This is a genomic window from Peribacillus alkalitolerans (assembly GCF_010882125.1).
Classification (GTDB): Bacteria; Bacillota; Bacilli; order Bacillales; family DSM-1321; genus Bacillus_BN; species Bacillus_BN alkalitolerans.
In genome coordinates this window covers 299,029-322,986 of the sequence record NZ_JAAGVZ010000001.1, presented here as the reverse complement: position 1 = coordinate 322,986, position 23,958 = coordinate 299,029, and the positions used below count along the sequence as shown (strand labels likewise).

Annotated in this window: 15 protein-coding genes; 9 read left to right on the top strand and 6 right to left on the bottom strand. The window is 39.3% G+C overall.

The features are described from left to right. Positions 1-35: 35 nt before the first annotated feature. The gene (locus G3O09_RS01575) at positions 36-1,217 is read right to left on the bottom strand and encodes a glycosyl hydrolase family 28-related protein (RefSeq protein WP_163099357.1); all 1,182 of its coding nucleotides are present in this window, start codon (positions 1,215-1,217) and stop codon (positions 36-38) included. An 11-nt stretch (positions 1,218-1,228) separates the two neighbouring features. Further along, positions 1,229-2,434, bottom strand: coding sequence for a glycosyl hydrolase family 28-related protein (locus tag G3O09_RS01570; protein ID WP_163099355.1), 1,206 nt, complete (start codon positions 2,432-2,434; stop codon positions 1,229-1,231). A gap of 245 nt (positions 2,435-2,679) precedes the next feature. On the opposite strand from G3O09_RS01570, the gene G3O09_RS01565 reads away from it, so the two are divergent. After that, complete coding sequence (locus tag G3O09_RS01565; protein WP_163099353.1) at positions 2,680-3,132, top strand: SRPBCC family protein; 453 nt, start codon at positions 2,680-2,682, stop codon at positions 3,130-3,132. A gap of 219 nt (positions 3,133-3,351) precedes the next feature. On the opposite strand, the gene G3O09_RS01560 is transcribed toward G3O09_RS01565, so the two are convergent. Then, entirely contained in the window at positions 3,352-5,031 is a 1,680-nt protein-coding gene (locus G3O09_RS01560; RefSeq protein WP_163099351.1) for a cell wall-binding repeat-containing protein, read from the bottom strand. A 248-nt stretch (positions 5,032-5,279) separates the two neighbouring features. On the opposite strand from G3O09_RS01560, the gene G3O09_RS01555 reads away from it, so the two are divergent. Next, positions 5,280-8,786: a S8 family peptidase gene (locus G3O09_RS01555; RefSeq protein WP_240338310.1), complete on the top strand. Its 3,507-nt coding sequence runs from the start codon at positions 5,280-5,282 to the stop codon at positions 8,784-8,786. A 245-nt stretch (positions 8,787-9,031) separates the two neighbouring features. Next, positions 9,032-9,436 carry a hypothetical protein gene (locus G3O09_RS01550; protein WP_163099349.1) on the top strand — a complete coding sequence of 135 codons (405 nt, stop codon included), beginning with the start codon at positions 9,032-9,034 and terminating at the stop codon, positions 9,434-9,436. 230 nt (positions 9,437-9,666) lie between these two features. On the opposite strand, the gene G3O09_RS01545 is transcribed toward G3O09_RS01550, so the two are convergent. From G3O09_RS01545 to secA2, 3 genes are all read right to left on the bottom strand, one after another. Next, complete coding sequence (locus G3O09_RS01545; protein WP_163099347.1) at positions 9,667-11,343, bottom strand: hypothetical protein; 1,677 nt, start codon at positions 11,341-11,343, stop codon at positions 9,667-9,669. Between the two features lie 188 nt (positions 11,344-11,531). Continuing rightward, on the bottom strand, positions 11,532-12,419 hold the full coding sequence (locus tag G3O09_RS01540) for an accessory Sec system S-layer assembly protein (protein ID WP_163099344.1): 888 nt from the start codon (positions 12,417-12,419) through the stop codon (positions 11,532-11,534). Next, entirely contained in the window at positions 12,403-14,802 is a 2,400-nt protein-coding gene (gene secA2, locus G3O09_RS01535) for an accessory Sec system translocase SecA2 (protein ID WP_163099342.1), read from the bottom strand. The genes G3O09_RS01540 and secA2 overlap by 17 nt, the downstream gene beginning before the upstream one ends. A gap of 318 nt (positions 14,803-15,120) precedes the next feature. Between secA2 and G3O09_RS01530 the strand changes: the two genes are divergently transcribed. The 6 genes from G3O09_RS01530 to G3O09_RS01505 all read left to right on the top strand — a co-directional run bounded on the left by G3O09_RS01530 (position 15,121) and on the right by G3O09_RS01505 (position 23,939). Next, a complete protein-coding gene (locus G3O09_RS01530) occupies positions 15,121-17,376 on the top strand; it encodes a SpoIID/LytB domain-containing protein (protein ID WP_163099340.1) in 2,256 nt (751 codons plus the stop codon). A gap of 44 nt (positions 17,377-17,420) precedes the next feature. Further along, positions 17,421-18,929 carry an N-acetylmuramoyl-L-alanine amidase gene (locus G3O09_RS01525; protein WP_163099338.1) on the top strand — a complete coding sequence of 503 codons (1,509 nt, stop codon included), beginning with the start codon at positions 17,421-17,423 and terminating at the stop codon, positions 18,927-18,929. A gap of 378 nt (positions 18,930-19,307) precedes the next feature. After that, entirely contained in the window at positions 19,308-20,372 is a 1,065-nt protein-coding gene (locus G3O09_RS01520) for a glycosyltransferase family 4 protein (RefSeq protein ID WP_163099335.1), read from the top strand. Between the two features lie 65 nt (positions 20,373-20,437). Then, positions 20,438-21,661, top strand: a complete 1,224-nt coding sequence (locus tag G3O09_RS01515; RefSeq protein WP_163099333.1) for a glycosyltransferase — start codon at positions 20,438-20,440, stop codon at positions 21,659-21,661. A 12-nt stretch (positions 21,662-21,673) separates the two neighbouring features. Further along, complete coding sequence (locus G3O09_RS01510) at positions 21,674-23,002, top strand: flippase (RefSeq protein WP_163099331.1); 1,329 nt, start codon at positions 21,674-21,676, stop codon at positions 23,000-23,002. Between the two features lie 22 nt (positions 23,003-23,024). Further along, positions 23,025-23,939 carry an NAD-dependent epimerase/dehydratase family protein gene (locus G3O09_RS01505; protein ID WP_163099329.1) on the top strand — a complete coding sequence of 305 codons (915 nt, stop codon included), beginning with the start codon at positions 23,025-23,027 and terminating at the stop codon, positions 23,937-23,939. Positions 23,940-23,958: the final 19 nt, after the last annotated feature.

Here is a 23,958-nt window from a genome sequence, read left to right as displayed (position 1 = left end):
GAAATCCCGCTAGATTGATTCTAGCGGGATTTCATTTATCTGCAGTTCACGTAGATATTCTTACTCGAAACAAAGCCCTCAACACCTGCATTTAATAAGACTCCATTTAGTCCATTTTTCAGAGAATTGTTGGTAATCGTAATGTTCCTTAATGTAGCTTTTGCTGTCGGCCCGGAAGTAGCGGCATTGATCCGTATCAAGTCTGAGCTCGAGAAGTTGGCTCCATTGGAAATGTTGTTGTTCGTGATGGTGATATTGTTCGTTCCAATCAATTCGATAGCAGCAAAATAGCTTCCTACTCCACCAATGGTGTTCTTGTCGATGATCACGTAATCCGCACTTACCTGAATGGCGGAAGTCATATCAAATGGCTTGTTGGCCGCAATCACACTTGGATTGTTTTTATTAAAGGAATTGGTAATCTTGTTTCCTATAATACTGACGCCAGGGCTCATGATTTTAATGGCTTTATCCCTAATTTTGCTAAATGTATTGTTTTCGATTTTGATGTTTGTCTTTTGAGTATATCCCTTGACCATAATGGCATGACTATTATCTCTTGGACCAATATTTTCAAAGGTTGAATTTTTTATGATAGTGCTCTTTCCTGCAGGTTGACCAGCCTTTGATGGCGCGGCGAGGACACCAATCGCTTCTTTCGTTGATCCGATATTGAAAACCCCAGTAATGTTCTTGATGTTAATCTGATCCAATACCACATTAGAGGTATTGCCATCAATTCTGACACCAACCGGAATTTGGCCTTTGAACGCTGTAACCTGTGTGATGTTCTGGACCGTAGATTTCTGGATGGTGATTCCGGATAAGTTCGCCCCAATGTTGATACCTTGGATGCTTAAATTGTTACCATCAATTGTTACTCCACTGACGGAAACATTGCTTCCGGTAATTTTTAGCATATAGGAGTAGGGTTTGTTAGCCTTTAGGATTGCGCTTGTACCCGCTATCTTTGTGTTGCTTGGAATGGCTAAATAAGAAATGCGATAGGTTCCTTTGGGAATTACAACTAGCTTCCCTTTTGCGCTCGTGATCGCCCGTTGGATGGCTTTTGTGTCATCGGTTTTTCCATCGCCTTTTGCTCCAAAGCTCTTCACATTTATGGAAGCAGCTGAAACCGCAGGGCTTGGATGTATGGAACTGACAGAAAACGTCAGTAATATAGAAAGAACTAGGTAAATCCATAATTTCTTGGTCATGATGGACTCCTTTATTTGATGTTAGTAAGTGTATTGTTCTGTACCGTTATATCTCGGACTGGAACTGCAAAATAGACGCCATTGGCACCATTTTTCATTGTGTTCCCAGTGATGGTTAATCCAGAAATCGCTTTGGAACGGTTGATGACATTGTTGATCCTGATAAGCGGGTGCTGCTGGTATCTGGATGATGCTCCATTTTCAATGGTGTTATTTTTGATCGAAATGTTTTGACCACTATCAATATCGATAGCCGCTGAGTAAGAGCCCACTCCACCGATTTTGTTGCCTTCAATCCTCACGTCATCCGCATATACGGAAATGGCTGAAAACATATCATGATTATCGACTACACCTGGATAGGTATCATAGCGATTGTTATTATTGAATGAATTAATGATGGTGTTCCCAGTGATGATCGCACCTGGATCCTGAATCTTGATTGCTCGCTTGTGGTTGTTCTGGAACATATTGTTCTTGATGGTCAACGTCACCTTTTGCTTGAAGTTCTGCACATTGATTCCATCCCCATCATCCTTTGGACCGATTCCATCGATAGTTGAGTTTTGCACCGTGATATTTTGCGGAGCTTTTTCAGGATTTTGAATCGTATTTGGAATCAAGAATACCCCTCTTGCCACATAGTGATCACCAGAGGACTTTACCTTCACCTTGGAACGGATGTTACGGATTGTAGTCTGGTCGATCAGGATATTAGCCGTTTCACCCTCGATTCGGATCCCAGCAGGAATCGGATGCTGGTCAAGGCTTGGATTGCTAGTTGAGAAGTTTTGTATCACCGTTTTCTCAATCTTAATATCTTGAGAGCCTTTACTGATGTAAATCCCGTTTAAAACCTTTTCTTTCCCATCTAAGGTCAAATTAGAAATCGAAACATTATCCCCTATAATTTGAACGAACGTTCTTTCTTCACTATGTGCCTGCAGGGTTGCCTGTGAGCCTTCTAGGTTGACATTGTCCACCTGTAAGTACTGTACGGAATATCGCCCTTCCGGAAAAAATACCGTTTTTCCCTTGGACTGGTTCAGGGCATTTTGAATAGCCCTTGTATCATCTGAGACTCCATCGCCTTTAGCTCCAAAGTCCTTCACATTCACTTGGTCCGTCGTTTCAGCGGCAGGGTCGCTCTCTTCAATCGACAGCCATCCGGACAGGACCATGGCCAATAAAGCTATAGCCACAAACCATTTCTTCATGTATGTATCCTCCTAATGTAGTTAAGTCTATTATCTTTATCGACAAGAAATGTAAATTTTATAGTAATAAGGTTTGATAAAACCATGCGCAAAGTCCAGTGTGCCATGTTGTTTGAGAAAAAATCTTATTGTATATTCTCGAATTTTTATCGTTATCAGCGAGTCAGGAAGCTTGGGGTAGTTAATATAGACATAAACGAATTATAATTATAGTGAAAGAAAGTGCTTATAAGAGGAGAAAATAAATGCCTGTTATTGAACATCGACAGTTTATTAAAGCCCCAATAGAACTATGTTTCGATCTAGCGAGAAATGTAAATATTCACACTCAAACTACCTCAAACACAAATGAAAGAGCTGTTGATGGAGTGATAGAAGGACTTTTGGAAGAGGGAGACACTGTTACTTGGGAAGCGATTCACTTTGGAATTAGACAAAGGCTGTCAGCCAAAGTGACTTTAATGGAAAAACCCCATAAGTTTGTAGATAATATGGTGAAGGGAGCCTTCCATTCATTTACTCATACTCATGAGTTTATAGAGGAATCAGGTGGGACTGTCATGATGGATACTTTCCATTATAAGTCTCCATTAGGTCTTATTGGTGTACTGGCAGATAAATTATTTTTGGAGAAATATATGAGAGAGTTTATAGCTTCTCGGTCAAAAGCGCTGAAGGAGATTGCGGAAAATATGTGACAATTCCGACGATTGCTGATAAAACCTTAATGGCTACCTTCTTCATAAAATCCCCCACGATGATAAATTTACTAGATCGGTTTTCTATAATAATGTATCAAATAATGAAGTAGGGAAGTGTCTAAAAAATAGAGTACTTCTTTCACTTAGTCAAGGTCATTTAAAGTAAAAAAAGGATAGATAAAGCACCCGCTTTATCTATCCTTCTTTTTGTATTTATTATTGTAGAAGACCCTTCAATTGGTTCTCAGTATTGATAGAAACAGAACCAGTACCGCCAAGGATGTAGATGTGATCCATTTTTCCTTTTTGGCTCGTTAAGAATGTGTTCACTTTATCCTCTAACTTGCTTGTTGAAGTTAATAGGATTGGTGCATTGAAGTAATTAGCCAATGGAGCTCCAGAAAGTGCATCCGGGAATAAGTCTCCTCTAGCAACTGTTACTGTGCTTAAATCTAAATCGAAGTACTCAAGACCAAACTTTGCTACGTTGATTGCCACTTCGTAGCGGTCTTTACCGCTGATGCGTTCGATATAAGCATTACCATCAGTAATTTCGTCAATTTTGGCTAGTACAGAAGCTTTAACAGTAGCAGGTCCACCAACCACGATGAAGTTCTCGATTTCTGGGTGGTCCGCAATGAAGTTCTGGATTGCATCTGGAACACTGTCAGATTTTACTGGAAGGATTGGCATGCCAGCCACACCTGCAATACCTGATGCTGATAATGCGTCAGGGAAAACCATTCCGCTAGCGATAATCGCTGTGTCAGATTCCCAAGCTGCAGATACCTGCTCAGCAACTCCAGCTGCCACTGCGAAACGATCTTTACCTGCAATACGTTCAATTTCTGTAACGCCTAGGTCAGCAAGTTCTTCTTCAACTGCAGTTGAAACTGATCCCGTACCACCCAAGATGATAGCACGTTCTGCACCTAGTGCTTGGATTTCTTCTTGTACAGCTACTGGTAAGGATTTAGTTCCAGTCAATAGAATTGGAGCGCCTTCAGTCGCTGCAAGTGGACCACCTGCAAGTGCATCTGGGAACATATCGCCACGAGCGATGATGACTGTCCCGGAATTACCACCCCAATAATCTAATGTCGCGCTGATATTGCTGGAAACTTCATAACGGTTGCTACCAATAATACGCGTAACGCCAGGAAGTGTTACTTCATGGTGAGAGGTTACACTATTTCCGCCAGCTTTCATCGTTCTTACCATGATATCGTTGATACCATTTTCTAGGTTTACCTTATATGAAAAAGCACCAGGTGCAACCAAATCTACTTCTTCGCCGTTAACAAGTAGCTTTACGTTAGTACCAGTCGAAGTACCATTTACCGTAAATTCAGACGCTGATCCATAAGGAAGACGAGTGGATGCTTGAGTTGGGGAAGTAACCTGTAAATCTGGTAATTCTGTGTCAGGTTGATCTTTAAATGGCCCGTCCAAGGAATAATCATATCCTTGTGTTACGTCACCAATATTCATTACTAATAAAATATATACTCCTTCAACTAGATTGAAAGAATTAGAAGTTGTTGGTTCGATGACTTCTTCAGTATTGAAGTCATAGATTAGGTATTCGATATTTTCTTCTGGATCCTGATGATTAGCTTTCACAGTAAAAGATCCACCACTGGATGTGAATAAGTACTCATGCATAACGTTTGCAGGCAACTGTTGTTTATAAGCAGCAGTTGTTACAGTCGTTTGTTCTGTTGCGGAAACTTCATAAGCTGCAGCACGAGAGTTCGTCTGCACGATTTCTTTGATTGCTTGATTTTCAGTATTATTTTCTACTTGATCTTCAGCACTTGCTAAAGGTGCAAAGCTAACTGATGCCATTAGCATAGTAGCTAATACTGATGGTACTAATTTTTTAAAAGTGTACAAGATTTACAGCTCCTAACATATGTTGATATATCTAATTATAATGGAAACTTTTAAATATTATATAAGAAATACCGACTAATATTTTGGTATGTCATGGAATAAAAATTGATTAGTTTTCCTCGTAAGCTAAAATCTTACAAAATTCTAACGAAATTTGTAGAAAAGAAAATATTCCCAATTTCTGAGTTCTAAAGTATGATAGACCTACATTTACTAGATTTCCAGAAGGAGGAAGTTCCTTGAAAGTTATGTATAAGAAACTAGCATTGGCAAGTATGGGCATGATGCTGGCTTTATCGCCTTTAATGCCTGGTAAGAACGTATTGGCAAAAGAAAGTGTAATAGAATCCGCAAAAGCGAGACTGCAGAGTCTAACGGCAGCACCATCAGATTTGGACCAGTCCAAGCAATCCTTGTATAGTGAGGACACTCTAGTCATTAAATACAAACAATCTCTCTCCACTGTGGAACATAGAAATGCGGGGGCCATCTTGGTTAAAGAAATGCCACAGCTTGGATACTCCGTCGTGAAAGTGAAAAATAAGGCGGACTTACATAAAGCAATTAGTAACTACCAGAAAAACAAAAAGGTGACCGCAGTTAATCAGAGCGTAAACTTCAAAGCACATTCGACAATGACTGACCCAAAAGCAAAGGAGCAATATCACCTTTCCTTACTTAAGATAGCTGATGCACAGAAGCTGGCAGGAAAGAATAAGGTAACGGTGGCGGTCATTGACACGGGAATTGATCAAAACCACCCTGAGTTAAAAGGGTTGTTTTTGCCAGGCTATAATGTCTTGAATCCAATGAATCAAGGGACTCCTGATTATCATGGTACACATGTGTCTGGAATTTTAGCAGGACACAAAAACAATGGGATTGGAGGATACGGCATTAACCCTAATGTAAAAATCCTTCCAATTGATGTTTTTGATAGAAGCTTTTTTACATCGGATTATACGATTGCTGAAGCAATTATGTATGCGGTCGATCATGGAGCTAAAGTCATCAACATGAGCTTAGGTTCATCCGTCCCTAACACGCTTTTGGAAGAAGTAGTGCAAAAAGCGATAAATAAAGGAGTAACAATCGTTGCATCTGCTGGGAACGAAGGAAGCGATTTACCGAACTATCCAGCTAGCTATGAGGGAGTCATCAGTGTTGGTTCAATTAATAACAAGAAAGAGTTGAGCTCCTATTCCTCTTTTGGTCCGTCAGTGGATGTAGTAGCTCCAGGAGAGGAAATTTATGCTCCGATTTACGAATATGAAAAGAAATCGTCGTTCCAGCCTCTAAGCGGAACCTCGATGTCTTCTCCAATCGTAGCTGGAGTTGTATCGTTGATGCTTTCGAAGAATCCATCTTTAAAGCCGGCCCAAGTGGAATACATATTGGAGCATACTGCTACTGATCTTGGTCAAGGAGGCTACGATACGAAATTCGGCCATGGCTTAGTGAATCCAGTCGCCGCACTGAAAATGGATGTCAAAAAGGTTCCTTCTATTGTAAAAGGAAGCTGGACTAAAAAGGAAATCCTTGAGAAGTCCGAAGATATAACCATAGGTGAGAAATTTACTAGACAGGTATATGTGACAAAGCCATTCCAGCAGAACTGGTATAAAACAATGGTGAATAAAGGGGATTTAATCCAGGTTTCCTTGGGGGGAGCGAACTCTTACGATTATAAAGTGATGGCTCGTTTTTATTCAGACGATGCGGAGCAATCCATCGATATCAATGATGTTTCCTATGGAGCAAAGGAAGGAAAGCTTATTCAAGCTCCTTTCAGCGGCTACATGGCTTTGGGTGTTAAGGATCTAAATGGAAGCTATGATGATAGCTCTAGAAAACAATCCTTCTATGGGTTATCTCTACAAAAATTGAAGGAATCGCCAGTAGATGATTCTGAATTCCAAACTCCAATCGATGTCACGAGTTTGCCATACCGTTCCAACGACTTTCTTTTTACTGGGGAGAAGGGGGATGATGATTTCTTTGTTTTGAAGACAAAGGATGAACAAGTCATGAAGATTTCCGTGACAGGTGTCCCAGGGGTTGATTCCCATATATCCATCTATAATAAAGAAAATTTAGGGATGCCTGTAGAGGGTAAAGAAGGTGCTGGCTTGCCAAGTGAAGCGCCTGTACCGGTGCTTGACTTTGACCAGATAGGCCCAGATTATCACCAGAATTCAAACGGTTTTGGAAAAGGAGAATCTGCGGTCTTTGCAGTGAATCCTGGAACAGAATATGTGGTCAGGGTCTCAAGCAAAAAAGATAACTTCTTTAATGGTATGGACTATTGGAGCTTTATTTCCTACATGTCCCGAATGAATAAGGATGGTCAGTCATCGCTACTGCCATATCAAGTAAGTGTGGAAGGAAAAGTGTTCCCAGAGGATGAGGATTTTACAAACATGCCTGCTGAAGAAACACCTATGGAAGAAAAAAGTGCATTAGAGCAAAAGGTGTTTGAAAGTCTAGACGATAAAGCGGAAACGCTTCCTAACATGTACGAAAATCCAGAGGAGTTTTATAACTTTATTTTAAATACAGCTATACCGTTTAAGATTGGCGATACAAAAACCGGTTATATCCAATCCCAGTCGGATGAAGATTGGTATAGGCTGGATGCTACCCAGACTGCACTTTACCAATTCAATGTGGCAAACGGGTCTGAGGTCAATCCGTTTGTAGAGATATTGTCAGTAGAAGAAACAAAGGATGAAGACGGAAAAACGGTCCACTATTTATCGACAATTGGTCACAATGTTTCATATAACTGGTATTACGAAGAATTTAAGGACAAAATTTATACAGGCTTAACTAAAGGCAAAACATATTTCATTCATTATATGGCGAATCCAAGCAAAGGATTATCGATGGATGAATACAAACTGCAAGCATCCACTCTACTAGTGAATCCGGGCGATCGCTACGAGCCTAATGATAATTTAGAGTCGATTAAAAATTTACCTGCTACTACGATTGAAGGAAATTTCGCGATGCCAAATGATATCGATAACTTCTATTTAGAAGGTAAATCAACTGCCGTTCATACACTTTTACTCGAAAGTGGAGATGTGAAGAGTGAATGGACTTCAAAGTATCCGAAGGACCTGCTCAATCCAATCAATGCGATTGTCGCGATTTCAGAAGATGTGAATAAAAACAGAAAGCTGGATGAAGCGGACAGTCAAAGAACAAATATTATCGTTAAAGGTCTGGAAAATGGATCTTACTACAGTAATTACGGTTCCTTTAAAGTGGAAAAAGGGAAAAATTATATCGTATCCGTCATGGGTATGGTGGATGGACCTGTACCACTGTCCTTACGTCCATATAAAATGACAGTGGCTCCAACTCCATCCAAGGATGAGGATAAAGGAAACGTAATTAAGAATTACACACCGTCGAAGCCAATTGCTCTGAAAAAAGTGAATAACAACACCTTTAAAGCAACTGGCTACTTGAATACGGGAATTGCCTACGGAGATGAAGATTGGTATGTATTGGATCTGAAGCAATCCCTCAAGGGCTTCATCCATCTCCAAGGTGGGCATGAATTGGATGGTGTGATTACCCTTTACCAAAATGGAAAACAGGTAAATAGAGGAGACTACTATCCTAGGTCTCAAACCGAAACTTTACCTATCGAGTTGAAAAAAGGGAAGTATTATATTAAAGTAAAAGATGCCTTAGGAAATGCAACGATCAAACCATATACATTAGTAGTTGAAAAATCTTTGTGATGAGGGAAAGCGACCCACAAATGTGGGTTGCTTTTTTCTGCGTTTTCGTTGCATTATATTGGGAATAACTGTATTTTAGGTTTTGTGATATAATTGTTTACAGGACTACCATTTATCGGATTTGCAGAACAAATAGTAGTTATGGTAACGTATTTGATTAGAGATACTTAAATATTTGCAATTATGCAACAATATAAGATATAGTTATTACCGGCTATAAAGAGTTGGAGGGAGTCTGTAAGAAAATGGGTAATCAAGCGGATTTAAAAGAAATCATTGAAAATTTACAACAAAACCCACCAAAATTCATTGGAGGATATAAAAAGCAAGGCTGGGCGATTAAGGCCTTGGAAAAAATCAGTGACGAGGAAGTGGAGGAATCCACTGACAACGTAACTGTTAAAGGTATTCTCGAAGCGAAGGATGGGAGTTTTTATCCTGCTTTTTTAACATTGGACCTTACACAAAAAGGCCTGGTTTCAGGAATTTACCTCCTAGCAGAAGACGAAGATCAATTCAATTTGATTCCATTTGAAATTGCAAAGGAAGTCATGGATAAATCAGAAGGGGATTTAATCCCATTTAAATATCGCACCATGGAACCGGTTGCAGGGGATGAATATCAAAAAAATTGGCCAGATTTTACTTAAAAATTAGAGAAAGCTGACTTGGACGCTTGCGTCTGAGTCAGCTTTTTTGGTTTTGTAGGAGAGGGAGTCGGGTTGAATAAGTGATTAGATTCCGAGGAATCCGGTATTTCACGGTATATTCCCGAGTTCGGCTGATATTTTCCCGACTTCGCGATTTTATTCCCAACTTTGACTAATATATTCCCAACTTCAGCCACTATTTTCCCAACTTGTCGAAAAATCGCTATTCTTTATGTTATCGGCCAATTGAATTCCTGTTTGTAATACTGTTTTTTTAGTTTTGCCAAATCGTATTCCCATTCCGTGATGGCATTATGGTATTTATCTCTGCCATTCTTTTGTCCCTTACGCAGTTTTACGTTATAGGCGATAATATTTGCGACTTTCTTTAATCCTAAAACCGGAACTGCTTTTTCGAGGATTTCCCATCGTCTGACCCTGTTAACACCAGTTATTTGATAGCCCATAAGCTTCAACGCACTGTTCTCACTTAATGTTTTTTCTTCCAACTCTTGTTTAGTTGAGGCTTCATTGACTTCGGTTTCAGGCCATTTGAAACTAGAGATTACATTGTTGTTGATGACAAACCCTGTGTAATCCTTAGGTTTTGGAACTAATGGATGATGGGATTTGAGAAGTTGGTCTAATTCTTCTTTTGTCAAAAATCCTTTTTTCTGTTTGGGCGTATACAGTAAATCCGTCTCGATGAACTTTATGACTTTGTTCTCGTTTTTCCCTTTAAATAATGGGATGGAAACCCGTTGCTTCGTTAAGTTATGCTGTTTAATAAAGTAATTGACCTGCTCTTTTTTGATGAGATGTAGTTTCTCAACGTAAGGTGCTACGGAATCCTTTTTCACTAATAAGGGCTTCAAGACGGAGTCCACTTTTAAGAGAACTTCTTCTTTTTCCTCTGTAGTTAGGACAGAGCTAGCATTAAATTTTTGCGTCACAAAATTGTAGGTATCCTTGGTTGGATTAATCCTCTTGTTGATGCTGTCATAAAGATAGAAATATAGTGACAAATCGTTATTCGATTCACTGAACCATTGAAGGGAATCCTTCGCTACTTCTAGCAACCTATCATCAAAATCGAATAGATAGGAGTACCATAATAAAAATGTGAAATGATCCTTTTCTAGCGAACTGTCGATGAACTCCCACTCTACATCCAGTATCTGATAAAAGGCATCGTTCAGCTCTAATCTTAAATCATATAATCGACTTGCTCTCATGAACTTAACCAGAATATCAGGATTATTCAGATACAGGACATTTTCGAGTAATTGATAATATCTATTTATCATAAAATCAGAGACAGTATCCTTAAGGCTGCTTTGGTTTAATGTCATTATCAATTCCATGCAGCTCCAGTAAATTTCGTCAAATGTCTCATTTGGATTATCCTGCTCGATTAGAATTTTAGACAATATCCTTTGGAATAGGTAACGTATCTCTTCATTTTCTTGCAATAACGCGCGAGGGTTATGACTCAGTAGCTCAAGGATATATTGTGCAAGATCAAGATTATTTTCATCCACTAGTTTTTCACAGGTCTGCAACAGCATGAAAGCATCCTCGATGGAAGAGGATAAGCACCATTCCTCAATCAATTCATGAGAAATACCATTACTTAACTGATGGATGTACTTTAGTAAGGTTTCATATTTTTGTTTATAGTTGTCTGGCGCTGGGACACGTGAAAGTTTGTCATTCAGGATTTTGTTTTCAGCTTTCAATCTAGTCATTTCAAGTTTCAAGCTCTGATTTTGATCATTCATTCTAGTCATTTCAAGTTTCAAATTTTGATTTTCTTTCATTAATGCTGCTATTTTTATATCAGAAATTGAAATCAATTTCTGTAATTCCGAATCTATTAGTTTTAGGATGGATTCTTTGTTAGTCATCATTTCGCCTCCTGTTGATCCTACCTAAATTTGAATGTATATTCCCGACTTTGCTACGGATAATCCCGACATCCAAGATTTTATTCCCAACTTCACAGCATATATTCCCGACTTCGGTCACTATATTCCCAACTTGTCGAATACTCTCTAGTAAAAAGGCAGCCCATCAAAAGGGCTGCCTCTCTCTATTATTCTGTAGCTTGTGGCAATTGAACCTTCCAGCTAGACAGATCAGGGTCTTTCTTCATGACTAAAGCACTTGGGAAAATGAACGTCCAAGGCTTGCTTGTGTTCGCCTTCACTTCAAAGTCCTCTAGCTTGAAGCCTCCCGAGCATACCACTTCGCCAGCAGCATCTGTAATGGTTAAAGGAATTTGCTCTAAGCGGATGCTTTTCGGACTACCATTACGGATTAATACCGTTACTGCCAAAGCATCGTCCTGAACAAATGAAGTTTCGATGCCTACGAAATTCACTTCTCCTGGTTTTAATGGAGGAAGGTTGTTAACGAGAGTTTTTAATTGTTCTTTTTGTGCTTCGGTAATTTGGTTCTCCCAAGTCGCTGCCAAGTCGAGCTCGTGCCTAGAAGATTTACTTTTTTGAAGCTCGAAAGCTATTTTCCAGTCATCTTCGCCTTGAGGCGTGAAGTCCGATAATCGATCCTCTTTAGAGAACAAAAATCTCCAAGGTCTGCAGGATAAAGGTGGCATTTGACCAACGCTAATCAAATCAAACTCACGCTTAGCGAATGGTTTACCCTCTGAATCTAGCAATAACAGGTTGACTGCTTCGAATTGAATCGCTTTTTCTAATGTATTTCTTAAAAATGCTTCAACCACAAATCCATCATCATAGTTGATCAGTCTGATTCCGCTGATGGAGATTTGGTTAGGTTTAAGCTTTGATAGTTTCTGATGGTGATACTGGAATACGAACCGTTCTTGTGGTTCAACTTCCCATTCTTCGTGGAAAGAAAGGGTGGTCTCCACAAATTCTGGGTCCACTGCTTTCACTTCTTCAACTGCAACAGCGACTTGATCTTCAGTTACTTTCTTTTTTCTACGAAATAACCCCATGGTCTGCGTGCTCCCCCTCTCTAGATGTATCCAGTTCAAATTGGTTTCTTACATATTCCATGAATCGGATGCTGACATTGGAATAGATGCTATACAACAAATCATTAAATTCGTTCAATGCTTCGAATTCAAAAATTCTGTATGGATCTTCCTGTCCATAGCTCTTTAACGTATTTCCGTTCTTTAACTGATTCATGATATCCAGATGCTGGATCCATTCCACATCAATTTGACGAAGCATGATCCGTTTTAATTCGAATCCTAGTTCTTCATCTTCTCTTAATTCAGAGATAGACGCTAGTAAGTCTTCAAGCTCTTTTTGAACTTTTTGACCGATTTCAAAAGAGTCTTGAGAATCGAAGTCTGAAAGCTTCCATTCCGTTTGGAAGAATACAGGTGACAATTCTTCAATTAGGGCATTATCGTTTCTGATTTCTTCATCTTCAGGATAAAATCTCTCAACGGCCTTCATGGAAAACAGGGTTAAGTACTCTACAGCCTCGTCAAACATGGAGCTATCATCCATTTCCAACAGTCGATTTCTCATTGAGTAAATGACCTTGCTTTGTTGGTTAACGACATTGTCTAATTTCAATAAATGGTTACGAGAAGAGAAATGAGCTGATTCAATGGTTTCCTGAACCTTCGTAACGAATTTGTTTGGATCTGGAGAAACAATCAGACCTTGGTCGTTGCCCTTTGCCTTTTTCTTGAATTTCTTAAACTCTTCTTCGTCATAGTATGTGAACAAATCATCGTCCAGTGAGATGATGAACTGTGTAGAACCTGGATCTCCTTGTCGTCCTGCACGTCCACGAAGCTGCATATCGATTCGGTTGCTTTCGTGTCTTTCCGTCCCGATAATATGCAATCCGCCAAGCTCGCGGATACCTTCACCTAACATAATGTCTGTACCTCTACCAGCCATGTTAGTGGCAAGCATGACTTGTCCTTTTTGACCTGCCATGGAGATGATACGGGCTTCATCTTCCTCTGTTTTGGCATTCAAGATTTGATGTTGGATGCTAGCTTTCTCTAATTCTTTAGAGATTTTTTCCGATTGTTCAATGGAAGTAGTCCCAATTAAAATAGGGCGACCTTCTTCATTTATGCTTTTTACCACTGAAACCAAGTGTCGCAGCTTAGAAGCATAATCAATAAACACTAAATCCTCAGAATCAATCCGTTGGATAGGGCGGTTCGTTGGAATGGTGATGACAGGCAATTGGTACGTTTCCATGAATTCACGCTTCGATGGTGTCGCACTTCCAGTCATACCGGCTAGTTTTTCATACATACGGAAGTAATTTTGGATGGTGATGGTAGCTTGAGTATCGTTTTCATCCGTAATTTCCACGCCTTCTTTTGCTTCGATGGCTTGATGTAATCCTTCGCTGAAGGTTCTTCCTTCCATAATACGGCCGGTGAACTTATCGATAAGCATGATCTTGCCGTTCTTAACGATATAGTCAACATCCTTTGTCATCGTTGCCTTTGCACGCAGCGCTTGTGTCACGTTGTGCAAGAGGACTTGATTTTCTGACTTGTATAAATTGTCGATACCAAATGCAGCTTCAATCTTTGCTGCTCCAGCATCAGTTAAATAGACTTGTTTCGTTTCTTGGAAAAGCTCATAGTCTTCATCACTTTTGAAGGTTTTCATGATTTGGGCTGTGATCTCGAATAGTTCTGCACCATAGCTAGATTTGTTCGCGATGATCAATGGTGTACGTGCTTCATCGATTAAGATGCTGTCCACTTCGTCGACGATGGCATAATAATGCTTACGCTGTACTTTATCCGCGCTGGATATAACCATATTGTCACGCAGATAATCGAAACCGAACTCCGTTCCAGTCCCGTATGTAATGTCTGATGCATATGAGTCTCTTTTTTCTTGAGGCTCCATGTTTGATACATTCAGTCCTACCGTTAGTCCAAGGAATTCATGCACTTTTCCCATTTGTTCCTTGTCACGTTTAGCAAGGTACTCATTCGCTGTAATGATATGGACGCCTTTTCCTTCCAAAGCATACAGATAGCTTGGCAGGGTAGCGACTAACGTTTTTCCTTCACCCGTTTGCATCTGAGCAATGCTTCCTTCGTATAGGACAAAACCACCAATCATTTGAACATCATAGTGTCTTAATCCTAGTACTCTCTTAGCGGCTTCACGTACTGTCGCGAATGCTTCAATCGACAAGCTTTCAAGAGATTCACCTTGAGAGAGTCGCTCTTTAAAAGTAAAAGTCATATTTTTTAACTCAGAATCCGACATTTTTTCAAAACGTGATTCCAATTTATTCACTTGTTCAGTCATTTTAGTGAGTCTTTTTAAATCCTTGGCACTATCGTCAAAGATCTTTTTCACTTTGGATATCATGGTTGTTCTCTCCTAATCTTGCAGATTAACTCATACAAATTATATCATATGTACTATTTATTTGTTCTAGTAACAATTTTTCCCTTTTGTCGAAAACTGGGTCAAAAGGTAGGAGAAAAACCTTACCTTTAACTATTATAATATAAACGTTGAACAACAAATCTATGAAAAGGAAATAATTAGGTTTCATTAATTCTTGAATTCTACCATTGTTTTCCGTAAAGTGGGGTACTAGGGGGTAATTGGAAAATGTTCCAATTACTTTTTTGAGAGTTTTCTGATAGATTAGAAGAAAAAAATAAGGAAAAGGTAGGGATTATGAGAAAGAACTTTGTATTGTCGGTAGTATTGACCCTGGTTTTTTTAGTGAGTGGGGTTTTGATAAACCCAGGAACTTCGTTGGCGGCATCCACGATCTCTGTGAAGCTACAAAATTATGTTGGGAATACTAACTCTATCAATGTGACAACAAAAGGTACATATAAGTTTTCTAATGAGAACAAAAGATATTCTGGTGCCAATCGTTTTGAGGTGGCTGATGAGATTGCTAAAACGGGGTGGCCCACTGCCGATGTTGTCGTAGTGGTGAATTCCTCAGCTTTTGCGGATGCTTTATCAGCTGCACCTCTTGCCTATCAAAAGGGAGCTCCAATCCTTCTGACATCAGCAACTTCCATGCCTCAAGTAATGGAAGATCGTTTAAAGGCCCTTCAACCGAGAACAGTTTATATTATCGGTGGAACTGGCAGTATTTCCGAAGCAGTTGAAGGTAAATTGAAAACCCTTGCTTCAGAGGTTATCCGTATTGGTGGTAAAGATAGATTTGAAGTTGCTAAGCTAGTTGCTTCTAATTTTCCAACTGCAAACAAAGCGATCGTGACAAATGGTACAGCTTTTGCGGATGCATTGTCGATTGCTCCTTATGCAGCGAGGAATGGTTATCCAATTCTGTTGACTCAAGCTAAAACGTTGCCGGAAAGCACGAAAGAAGCATTGGTTGGAAAGTCCGAAACACTGATTGTTGGTGGAGAAGGCAGTGTCAGCAAGGAAATCGAGGCTCAACTAGCTACTCCAGCTCGTATCGGAGGAAAGGATCGTTTCGAGGTATCAGCTAATATTGTTACAACCTTGAACCTTAATGCCGAGTCAGCCTTTTTATCGAACGGAACTTCATTCGCTGATGCTCTTACTGGGTCTGTCCTGGCTGCGAAATTAGATGCTCCATTATTATTGACAGGGGCTACTAAACTGCCGGATTCTATTTCATCAGTAATTAGTAGTAAATCAATCTCTAATTTTCATATTTTAGGTGGAACTGCATCCGTTTCTACTAGTCTAGAAAATAGTTTACCGAATGAATATGTGTTATCTCCGGGTACAGCTTATTCTGTAAAGGTTGAAAGTAACGGCTCTATTTCTTTTTATGAAGGGTCAGAGCTAGTGAAAAACTTCTCTGATGGGAAATTCAGTGTCATTCCTTCTAGCTATTCAACGAGCAATCAAATTCTCTTGAATAATAAACCGTATTTGGGAGTAATGGATTTTACCGTTGAAGGCGGCAAATATGTAAGACCTTTTAATATGAACATTCCATTTGAAGATTACCTGAAAGGTGTTGTTCCTCGTGAAATGCCTGCAAGCTGGGAGCTTGAAGCGTTAAAGGCGCAAGCGGTTGCTGCACGGACGTACTCAGTGGACGATATCGGAAAAACCGTTGTGGATACGATTAGCTATCAAGTATACGGTGGTTACCAATGGGATGAACGTTCCACAAATGCTGTAAACGCTACAAAAGGAAAAGTATTGAAGTATAAGGATGCTTCTGGATCTTTAAAATTAATCGGAGCTTTCTTCTCTTCTAGTAATGGTGGATACACTTCTACTAATAAGGAAGAATGGGGCTCTGCAAAGCTGCCATATTTCTCATATGCAGCAGATCCATTTGATGCAAGTGCGAATTTAAGTGATCCAAGTAATGGTTGGACGATTAAGGTTGATAAGACTCAAATCGATACAAATCAGCTAGCAGTAACGATGGGTAAAGATCCTGAGAAAATGCTATTGAATCCTGGCTGGTGGTGGACTACAGCAGCAGAGAAGGATTCTGTTCTAGCAAATTCAGTGAAAAATTACTTATTGGCTAATGGCTATAGCAATAAAGAATTCAAGATTATTGGAATCAACGATTTCGTAGTTAATAGCTTGAATGACGCAAAGCGTGTGGCAAATGCTACGATGACTGTCGACTTCTATTTGAAGGATAAAACGACGAATCAATTCAGCTGTGAGAATGGGGACTGTGATGGAACTACACCATTGAAAAAATATACGGTTCCATTCGACCGTACGGGTGTACAGTTCAGGTCCATGTTCCAAGGCACAAGATTTAAAAGTACATTAATTACGGATGTACTTCGAGATGCAGAGACCTTCACTATTAAGGGTAAAGGATATGGCCACGGAATTGGGATGAGTCAAAATGGAGCGCATAATCGTGCTAAGGCTGGTCATACCTATAATCAAATCCTAGAATTCTATTATCCAACAGCTATTTTAAGTACAGAAAACTACTAATCCAATCAGCCATGTGAAATAAAAACTTCTAGAGGGAGCGTAAAATGAAAAAAATTTTAATACTGGTCCTGTTGTTGCCTTTGGTTTTGCTGGGGAAAGCTGGTAGCACTTCCGCAGCGGGAGGAACGATCGAAAGACTTGATGGCGCCAACCGTTTTGAGGTGGCAGTCAATATTTCAAGGGAAGGTTGGCCAACGACTACGAATACGGTCGTAGTGGCAAATTATAATGCTTTTGCAGATGCATTGTCTGCCGCTCCTTTAGCCTATTATAAAAATGCACCAATCTTGTTAACCCAATCCAATGTATTAACTGCTGAGACAAAGCAGGAAATTTTCCGACTTAAACCACGCGAGGTCATTGTGATCGGTGGGGAAGGAAGCATTTCCAATGAGGTTCTTGCTGAAATAAGCGGGATGGGTGTTTCAGAAATTAAAAGAATCGGTGGTAATAGCCGATTTGAAGTATCGGCTGCCATCGCGGCTGAATTGCCAATTGCAACAAAGGTAGTCGTTGCTGACGGAACGAAATTCCCAGATGCATTGTCCATTGCACCTTATGCAGCCAAAAATGGATACCCTATTTTATTGACGTATCCGAATACACTGCCTGCGGAAATTAAAAACGCGATTGATGCTATTAAGCCGCAATCCTCTATAGTAGTAGGGGGAACGGCAAGTGTTAGTTCTACTGTCTCAGGACAACTACCGTCTCCTTTAAGAATAGGGGGAAGCAACCGCTTTGAGGTATCTGCAAATGTAATCAAGCAATTAAACCTACAAGCAGATTCATCTTTTATGGCAACAGGACTTTCCTTTGCGGATGCATTGACTGGTTCCGTTCTAGCGGCGAAGCAGAATAAACCCATCTTATTAACGGGTAAATCTTTACCGGATCCAATCAAGCAAATTATATATGATAAGAAAATCACGAACTTTACTGTTCTTGGTGGTACAGCTTCTGTTACTACCTACGCTGTTAACCAGGCAATCGGTGATCTGATTGGGTTGAAAATTGTAGTCGATGCTGGCCATGGAGACTCCGACCCTGGAGCTGTTGCTAATGGTCTTGAGGAAGAGGATATCGTGTTAGATGTTGCTAAACGCTTGCATCCTAAGCTATTGGCAAGAGGTGCGATTGTTTACATGACAAGGACTAGTGATACATATCCTTCCTTAGACGATCGTATAAATTTAGCCAATACTAAACGCGCTAACGTATTCGTAAGTATCCATGTCAACTCAGCTACCCCCGAAGCAAGTGGTATAGAAACATACTGGAATAGCACTTACGCTTCTGCGGATAGTCAAGAGCTTGCCGGTTATATTCAAAAAGAATTAGTTCAGCATCTCGGTGGAAAAGACCGCGGAGTTAAAACAGCCAATTTCAAAGTCATCAAGTATACCCAAATGGCAAGTGTTTTGGCTGAATTAGGGTTTATCACTAACCCAACCGAAGCAGCGCGCATGAAGACAACTACGTTCAGAGAGCAAGCAGCTATTGCGATTTATGATGGTGTTTCTACTTATTGGAGACTCAATAAAGTCAATTAAGCAAAACTCGGTGCATTGCACCGGGTTTTTTGTTTGTTAATCCTGATTAGAAGCTAGGTCAAATCGTCCAAATTTACAATGTTAAAGCAATAATTTTTATAGTTATCTTAATGGATTTCCACACATTATTACCACAATACTTATAAATTTTTATGAACCCTCAATTCGTGAATAAACACGGACCGTACAGGTTTATATTTAGCCACTGCAGAGTTTGTAAAACCTTTATTTACACATTACCTCTTTTTCCCACTCGGCATGAAAATAGCCCTAAAAGCCAATACTAGAGGTAATCCGGCTGCCCATAAAAATAGTTGAATGTTGTCGGATTTATGTTACACTGATAAAGGATGAAAAATACATGTAAGGAGCTTTCGCATGGACAAGACTTTAATAATTGCGACTGTTGCATCTTTTATCACTGTCCTTCTCGTTACTCCGCTTGTGATGAAATTAGCTGTAAAGATTGGCGCAACTGATAAGCCAAATGCTAGAAAAGTCCATACAAAGCTAATGCCACGATTAGGCGGGCTGGCCATTTTTATTGGTGTCATGGTGGGCTATTTCGTTTCTGGATTGTACAATCAACATATAATATCAATTTCCTTAGGTGCAATTATCATTATTGTGCTAGGGGTACTTGATGATAAATTAGAACTTTCCGCCAAGGTGAAGCTCCTTGGACAATTAGTTGTAGCTTTCCTTGTCGTCCAGTCGGGATTGACGATTGATTTTATCACTATTCCATTTGTAGATAAAATTGACTTAGGGATCCTATCCATTCCAATCACTGTATTGTGGATCGTGGGAATCACTAATGCAATCAATCTTATAGATGGGTTGGACGGATTGGCTGCGGGGATTTCTTCTATTTGTATCGCGACGATTGCGGTTATGGCTGGTTTGAATGGGAATATTCTTATTCTGACGATAGCTCTTATTGTCCTTGCGAGCACGGTTGGATTTTTGTTCTACAATTTCCATCCAGCTAAGATATTCATGGGTGATACGGGATCTCTATTCCTAGGGTATATCATTTCCATCTTATCTCTACTTGGGTTATATAAGAGTGTTACTTTGTTCAGTTTTGTTGTCCCTATCATTATTCTCGGTGTGCCGGTATTTGATACAACCTTTGCCATAATTAGAAGAATAGTGAATAAAAAGCCGATTTCGGCTCCGGATAAATCGCATTTACATCACAGAATTCTCGCCTTAGGGTTTTCTCATAGAGCAACTGTATTAATTATTTATGCTCTAGGGATTGTTTTCAGTGCATGCGCGTTTATTTTCTCGAATGCGACCCTTTGGGGATCCATATTCATCGTTGTCGGTCTTCTTCTAGCAACATCGATTATTGCAGAAACCATTGGTCTTGTAAGTGAGAGTTACAACAAGACATTCATGAATATGCACAAAAAATTCGGGGATAGAAACAACTAAGCTGTAGGGGTAATATTCCTACGGCTTTTTGAATTAGTCCATTCCCAAAATTGAAGGAGCATCTAATGAATAAGACGCTAGTTCTTCTAACGAATCGTTATCCCTATTTTCCAGGGGAAGAGTTTTTAAAAGCGGAACTTGAAATTCTCTCAGAAGAATTTCAAAAGGTTATTTTAATTCCGACTAATCAAGATGTAAATTATAAAAATGAACAACGAGCAGTACCATCAAATGTTGAAATCATACAAATGTTCGAAACAAAAACATCAAAGCTTTCTAGAGTTTTTCAAATATTCACAAGTCCTTCTTCAATTAAATGGTTTGCAAAAGAATTATCTACTTCATTACAGTTCGGAATAAAAGGTCCACTAGTAATGTTAAATCGTTTATCCCTTGCTTGTGAAATAAAGAGCATATTAGAGAGAAAAGGATATGTGGATTCACAATCGGTTTTTTATTCCTATTGGTTAACACCATCCGCTTTAGCTCTGGCGATGTTAAGGGAAAAAGGCTTGATCAGAAAGGCCGTTTCTAGGGTTCATGGTGGTGACTTATATTGGGAAAGACATAAGCCAGCATATATCCCATTCCAGAATCAAGTGATTAAACAACTTGATCACACCTATCCAATTTCAAATAACGGTAAACTGTACTTATCGCAAAAAAATGTAGGTGTTGAGGACAAGCTGTCGGTTCAACGATTGGGTACTTTTAAAAATCAGCAGGAAAATGAAGAAGTTTCATTTAATAAAGAGGGACTTAAAATTGTCAGTTGTTCCTATTTAAAATCTGTTAAACGCATCCATTTGTTGGCTGAAGCACTGAAAAAGTGTGAATTCCCTATCCATTGGACTCATATAGGGGATGGACCTGAAAGGGAGAAAATCGAGGGGATTATCAAAGATGTCCCTTCAAATGTTACCGTACACTTCGTTGGCAATAAAAAGAATGAAGAAATCCATTCAATATATAGTACTGAACACTTTGATTTATTCGTGAATGTCAGTGAAAGCGAAGGCATTCCTGTTACGATCATGGAAGCCTGCAGTTATGGAATTCCTGTACTGGCTACAGATGTTGGTGGCACTTCTGAAATAGTTGATGAAATGAATGGAATGCTGCTGCCTAAAGAGATTGAACCAATCGATATTACCTGTAAGCTAGCAGATTTTTATCACTTAGATGCCTCTAAAAAAGAAGTGAAAAGGAAGTCTGCGTTCAATAAATGGGATACTATGTATAATGCAGAGAAAAACTATACTCAATTCGCAAAAGAGTTGAAGGAGTAGAGGTTACTTAATATGGTTGAAAAGAGAAATTCTTTTTTATCGAACAGCATCATCACACTTACTCGACAGCTGGTGAGTATAGTGATTGGAATGTTGCTGCTCATCTTGGTTGCCCGGTCGCTAGGGCCAAGTGGCCAAGGTACATATACATTGATTACCTATTTGCCAATCATGTTGATGACGTTCCTGAATCTTGGTCTGAATACTTCTACCATTTACTTTGTAAGTAAAAAGGAAGTTGAACTTCAGGAAGCTTTTGTTACTAGTGTAGTCTCGGCCATATTTCTATCCGCGGTTAGTATAGGGATTGGATTACTTATCATTCTTTTCTTTTCAGAAAGTAAATTTTCCAATGCGCCACTAACTATTTTGTATATTAGTTTATGCGCACTTCCTTTTATGTTTTTAATGATCTTTTTGCAAACCATTTTCCAAGGGCTCCAGAATTTTAAACAATTCAATACAGTCCTAGTTATTCAGCAATTTGGAACATTGTTCTTTATTATCATTTTCTTATTTGTATTGGATTACGATATCCTAGGAGCGATGGTTTCCTTCGTACTTGGATATGTGTTATCAGTTCTATACAGTATTGTTATGCTAAAAAAACTTTATAAATTAGAATTTGCTTTACGATTCTTTTCTTTTGCCTATTTAAAAATATCTATTGGGTACGGGTTAAAAGCCCACATTAGTAATATGATGACGGTTTTAAATTATCGCCTTGGGGTATTGTTATTAGGTTGGTTTTTACCACCTGCAGCCGTAGGGATTTTTACCGTAGCGATGAACCTTGGTGAAAAGATATCGATTTTTTCTCAATCCTTTTCGCAGGTGCTTTTACCGAGGATTGCTTCTTCAAATCGTGAAGAGGATCGGAATAGAATCACAGCCATTGTGAGTCGATCGATATTCGCTTTTATCATTCTTGTCAGTATAGGGATTTTCTTATTCTCAGATATCATCTTATTATTATTTGGTAGAGAATACAGTGAAAGTTCACCTATCTTAAAGCTATTATTGCCTGGACTGGCTGTACTTGCAGTTGAAAAGATATTATCAAATGACCTTGCAGGTAGAGGAAGACCAGATTTGAATATGTATGTTTCATTTGTCAACGTGGCAATCAACTTAAGTTTGAACTTGCTGTTGATTCCTTCTTATGGTTTAAAGGGTGCGGCACTTGCCACTACTTTCACATATATAATCAGTTTTCTAATCAAGATTTCACTATATAAGAAGCAGACAAAGCAACCCTTCAAGGAATTTCTTCTACTTAAGAAAGCTGACGTTCAGTCAGTACTAGCCATGGTTAATAAAATGAGAAGAAGAGTTGTTTAATAAAAGGTAAGAGGTGCTCAATATGTCCGTTCTAATAACTGGTGGTGCGGGTTTCATCGGAACCTTCACTAAGAAAGCATTGAAGGAACACGGGTATGATATAGTATTAGTCGATAATTTCGTTACAGGTAATAGAAACAATATTGATGAAGATGACGTCTTAATTGAAAAGGATATTCGTGAGGATGATCTTTTTGATTCATTAAAGGACCGTGGAATAGAGTCAATCATACATCTTGCGGCACAAACGAGTGTACCTGATTCAGTAAATGACCCGCTTTACGATGAAAGTGAAAACATTGAAGCCACTATTAAAATGCTAATGGTCGCTAAAAAGCTAGGTGTGAAGAAGTTTATCTTTGCATCATCTGCAGCTGTTTATGGAAATAACCCTGCGTGTCCATTGAAAGAAAGTGAACGACTTTATCCAACCTCCCCTTATGGCATTTCCAAAATGACAGGGGAACAATATGTACAGGTACTGTGTAATCAATATGGAATCGAGCCAGTGATCCTTCGTTATGCAAATGTTTTTGGTCCAAAACAGTCAAACGAAGGAGAAGGTGGAGTAATAAAGATTTTTATTGACAAAATAATAAAAAATGATACTTTACAAATTTTTGGGGACGGGGGCCAAACGAGGGATTTCATCTACGTGGAAGATATCGCATTTGCCCATCTTCAAGCTTTACAAAGTCCAGGTGGCTTGTATAATGTCGGAACCAACACTGAGGTCTCAGTCAATGAATTGGTTGATATCTTAAAGAAAGTATCCCAAAAGGATCTCAATGTGGAATATGGGGCACCGCGTGAAGGGGACATTTACAGAAGCTGTCTAGATAACACAGAGATTTCTCAGAAGTTCGACTGGCAGCCGAAGTTCACTTTCGAGGAAGGCTTGAAAAAAACGTACGAAGCATTTAAAGAAAGTAAATAACCTTGAAGATTGTAACAGG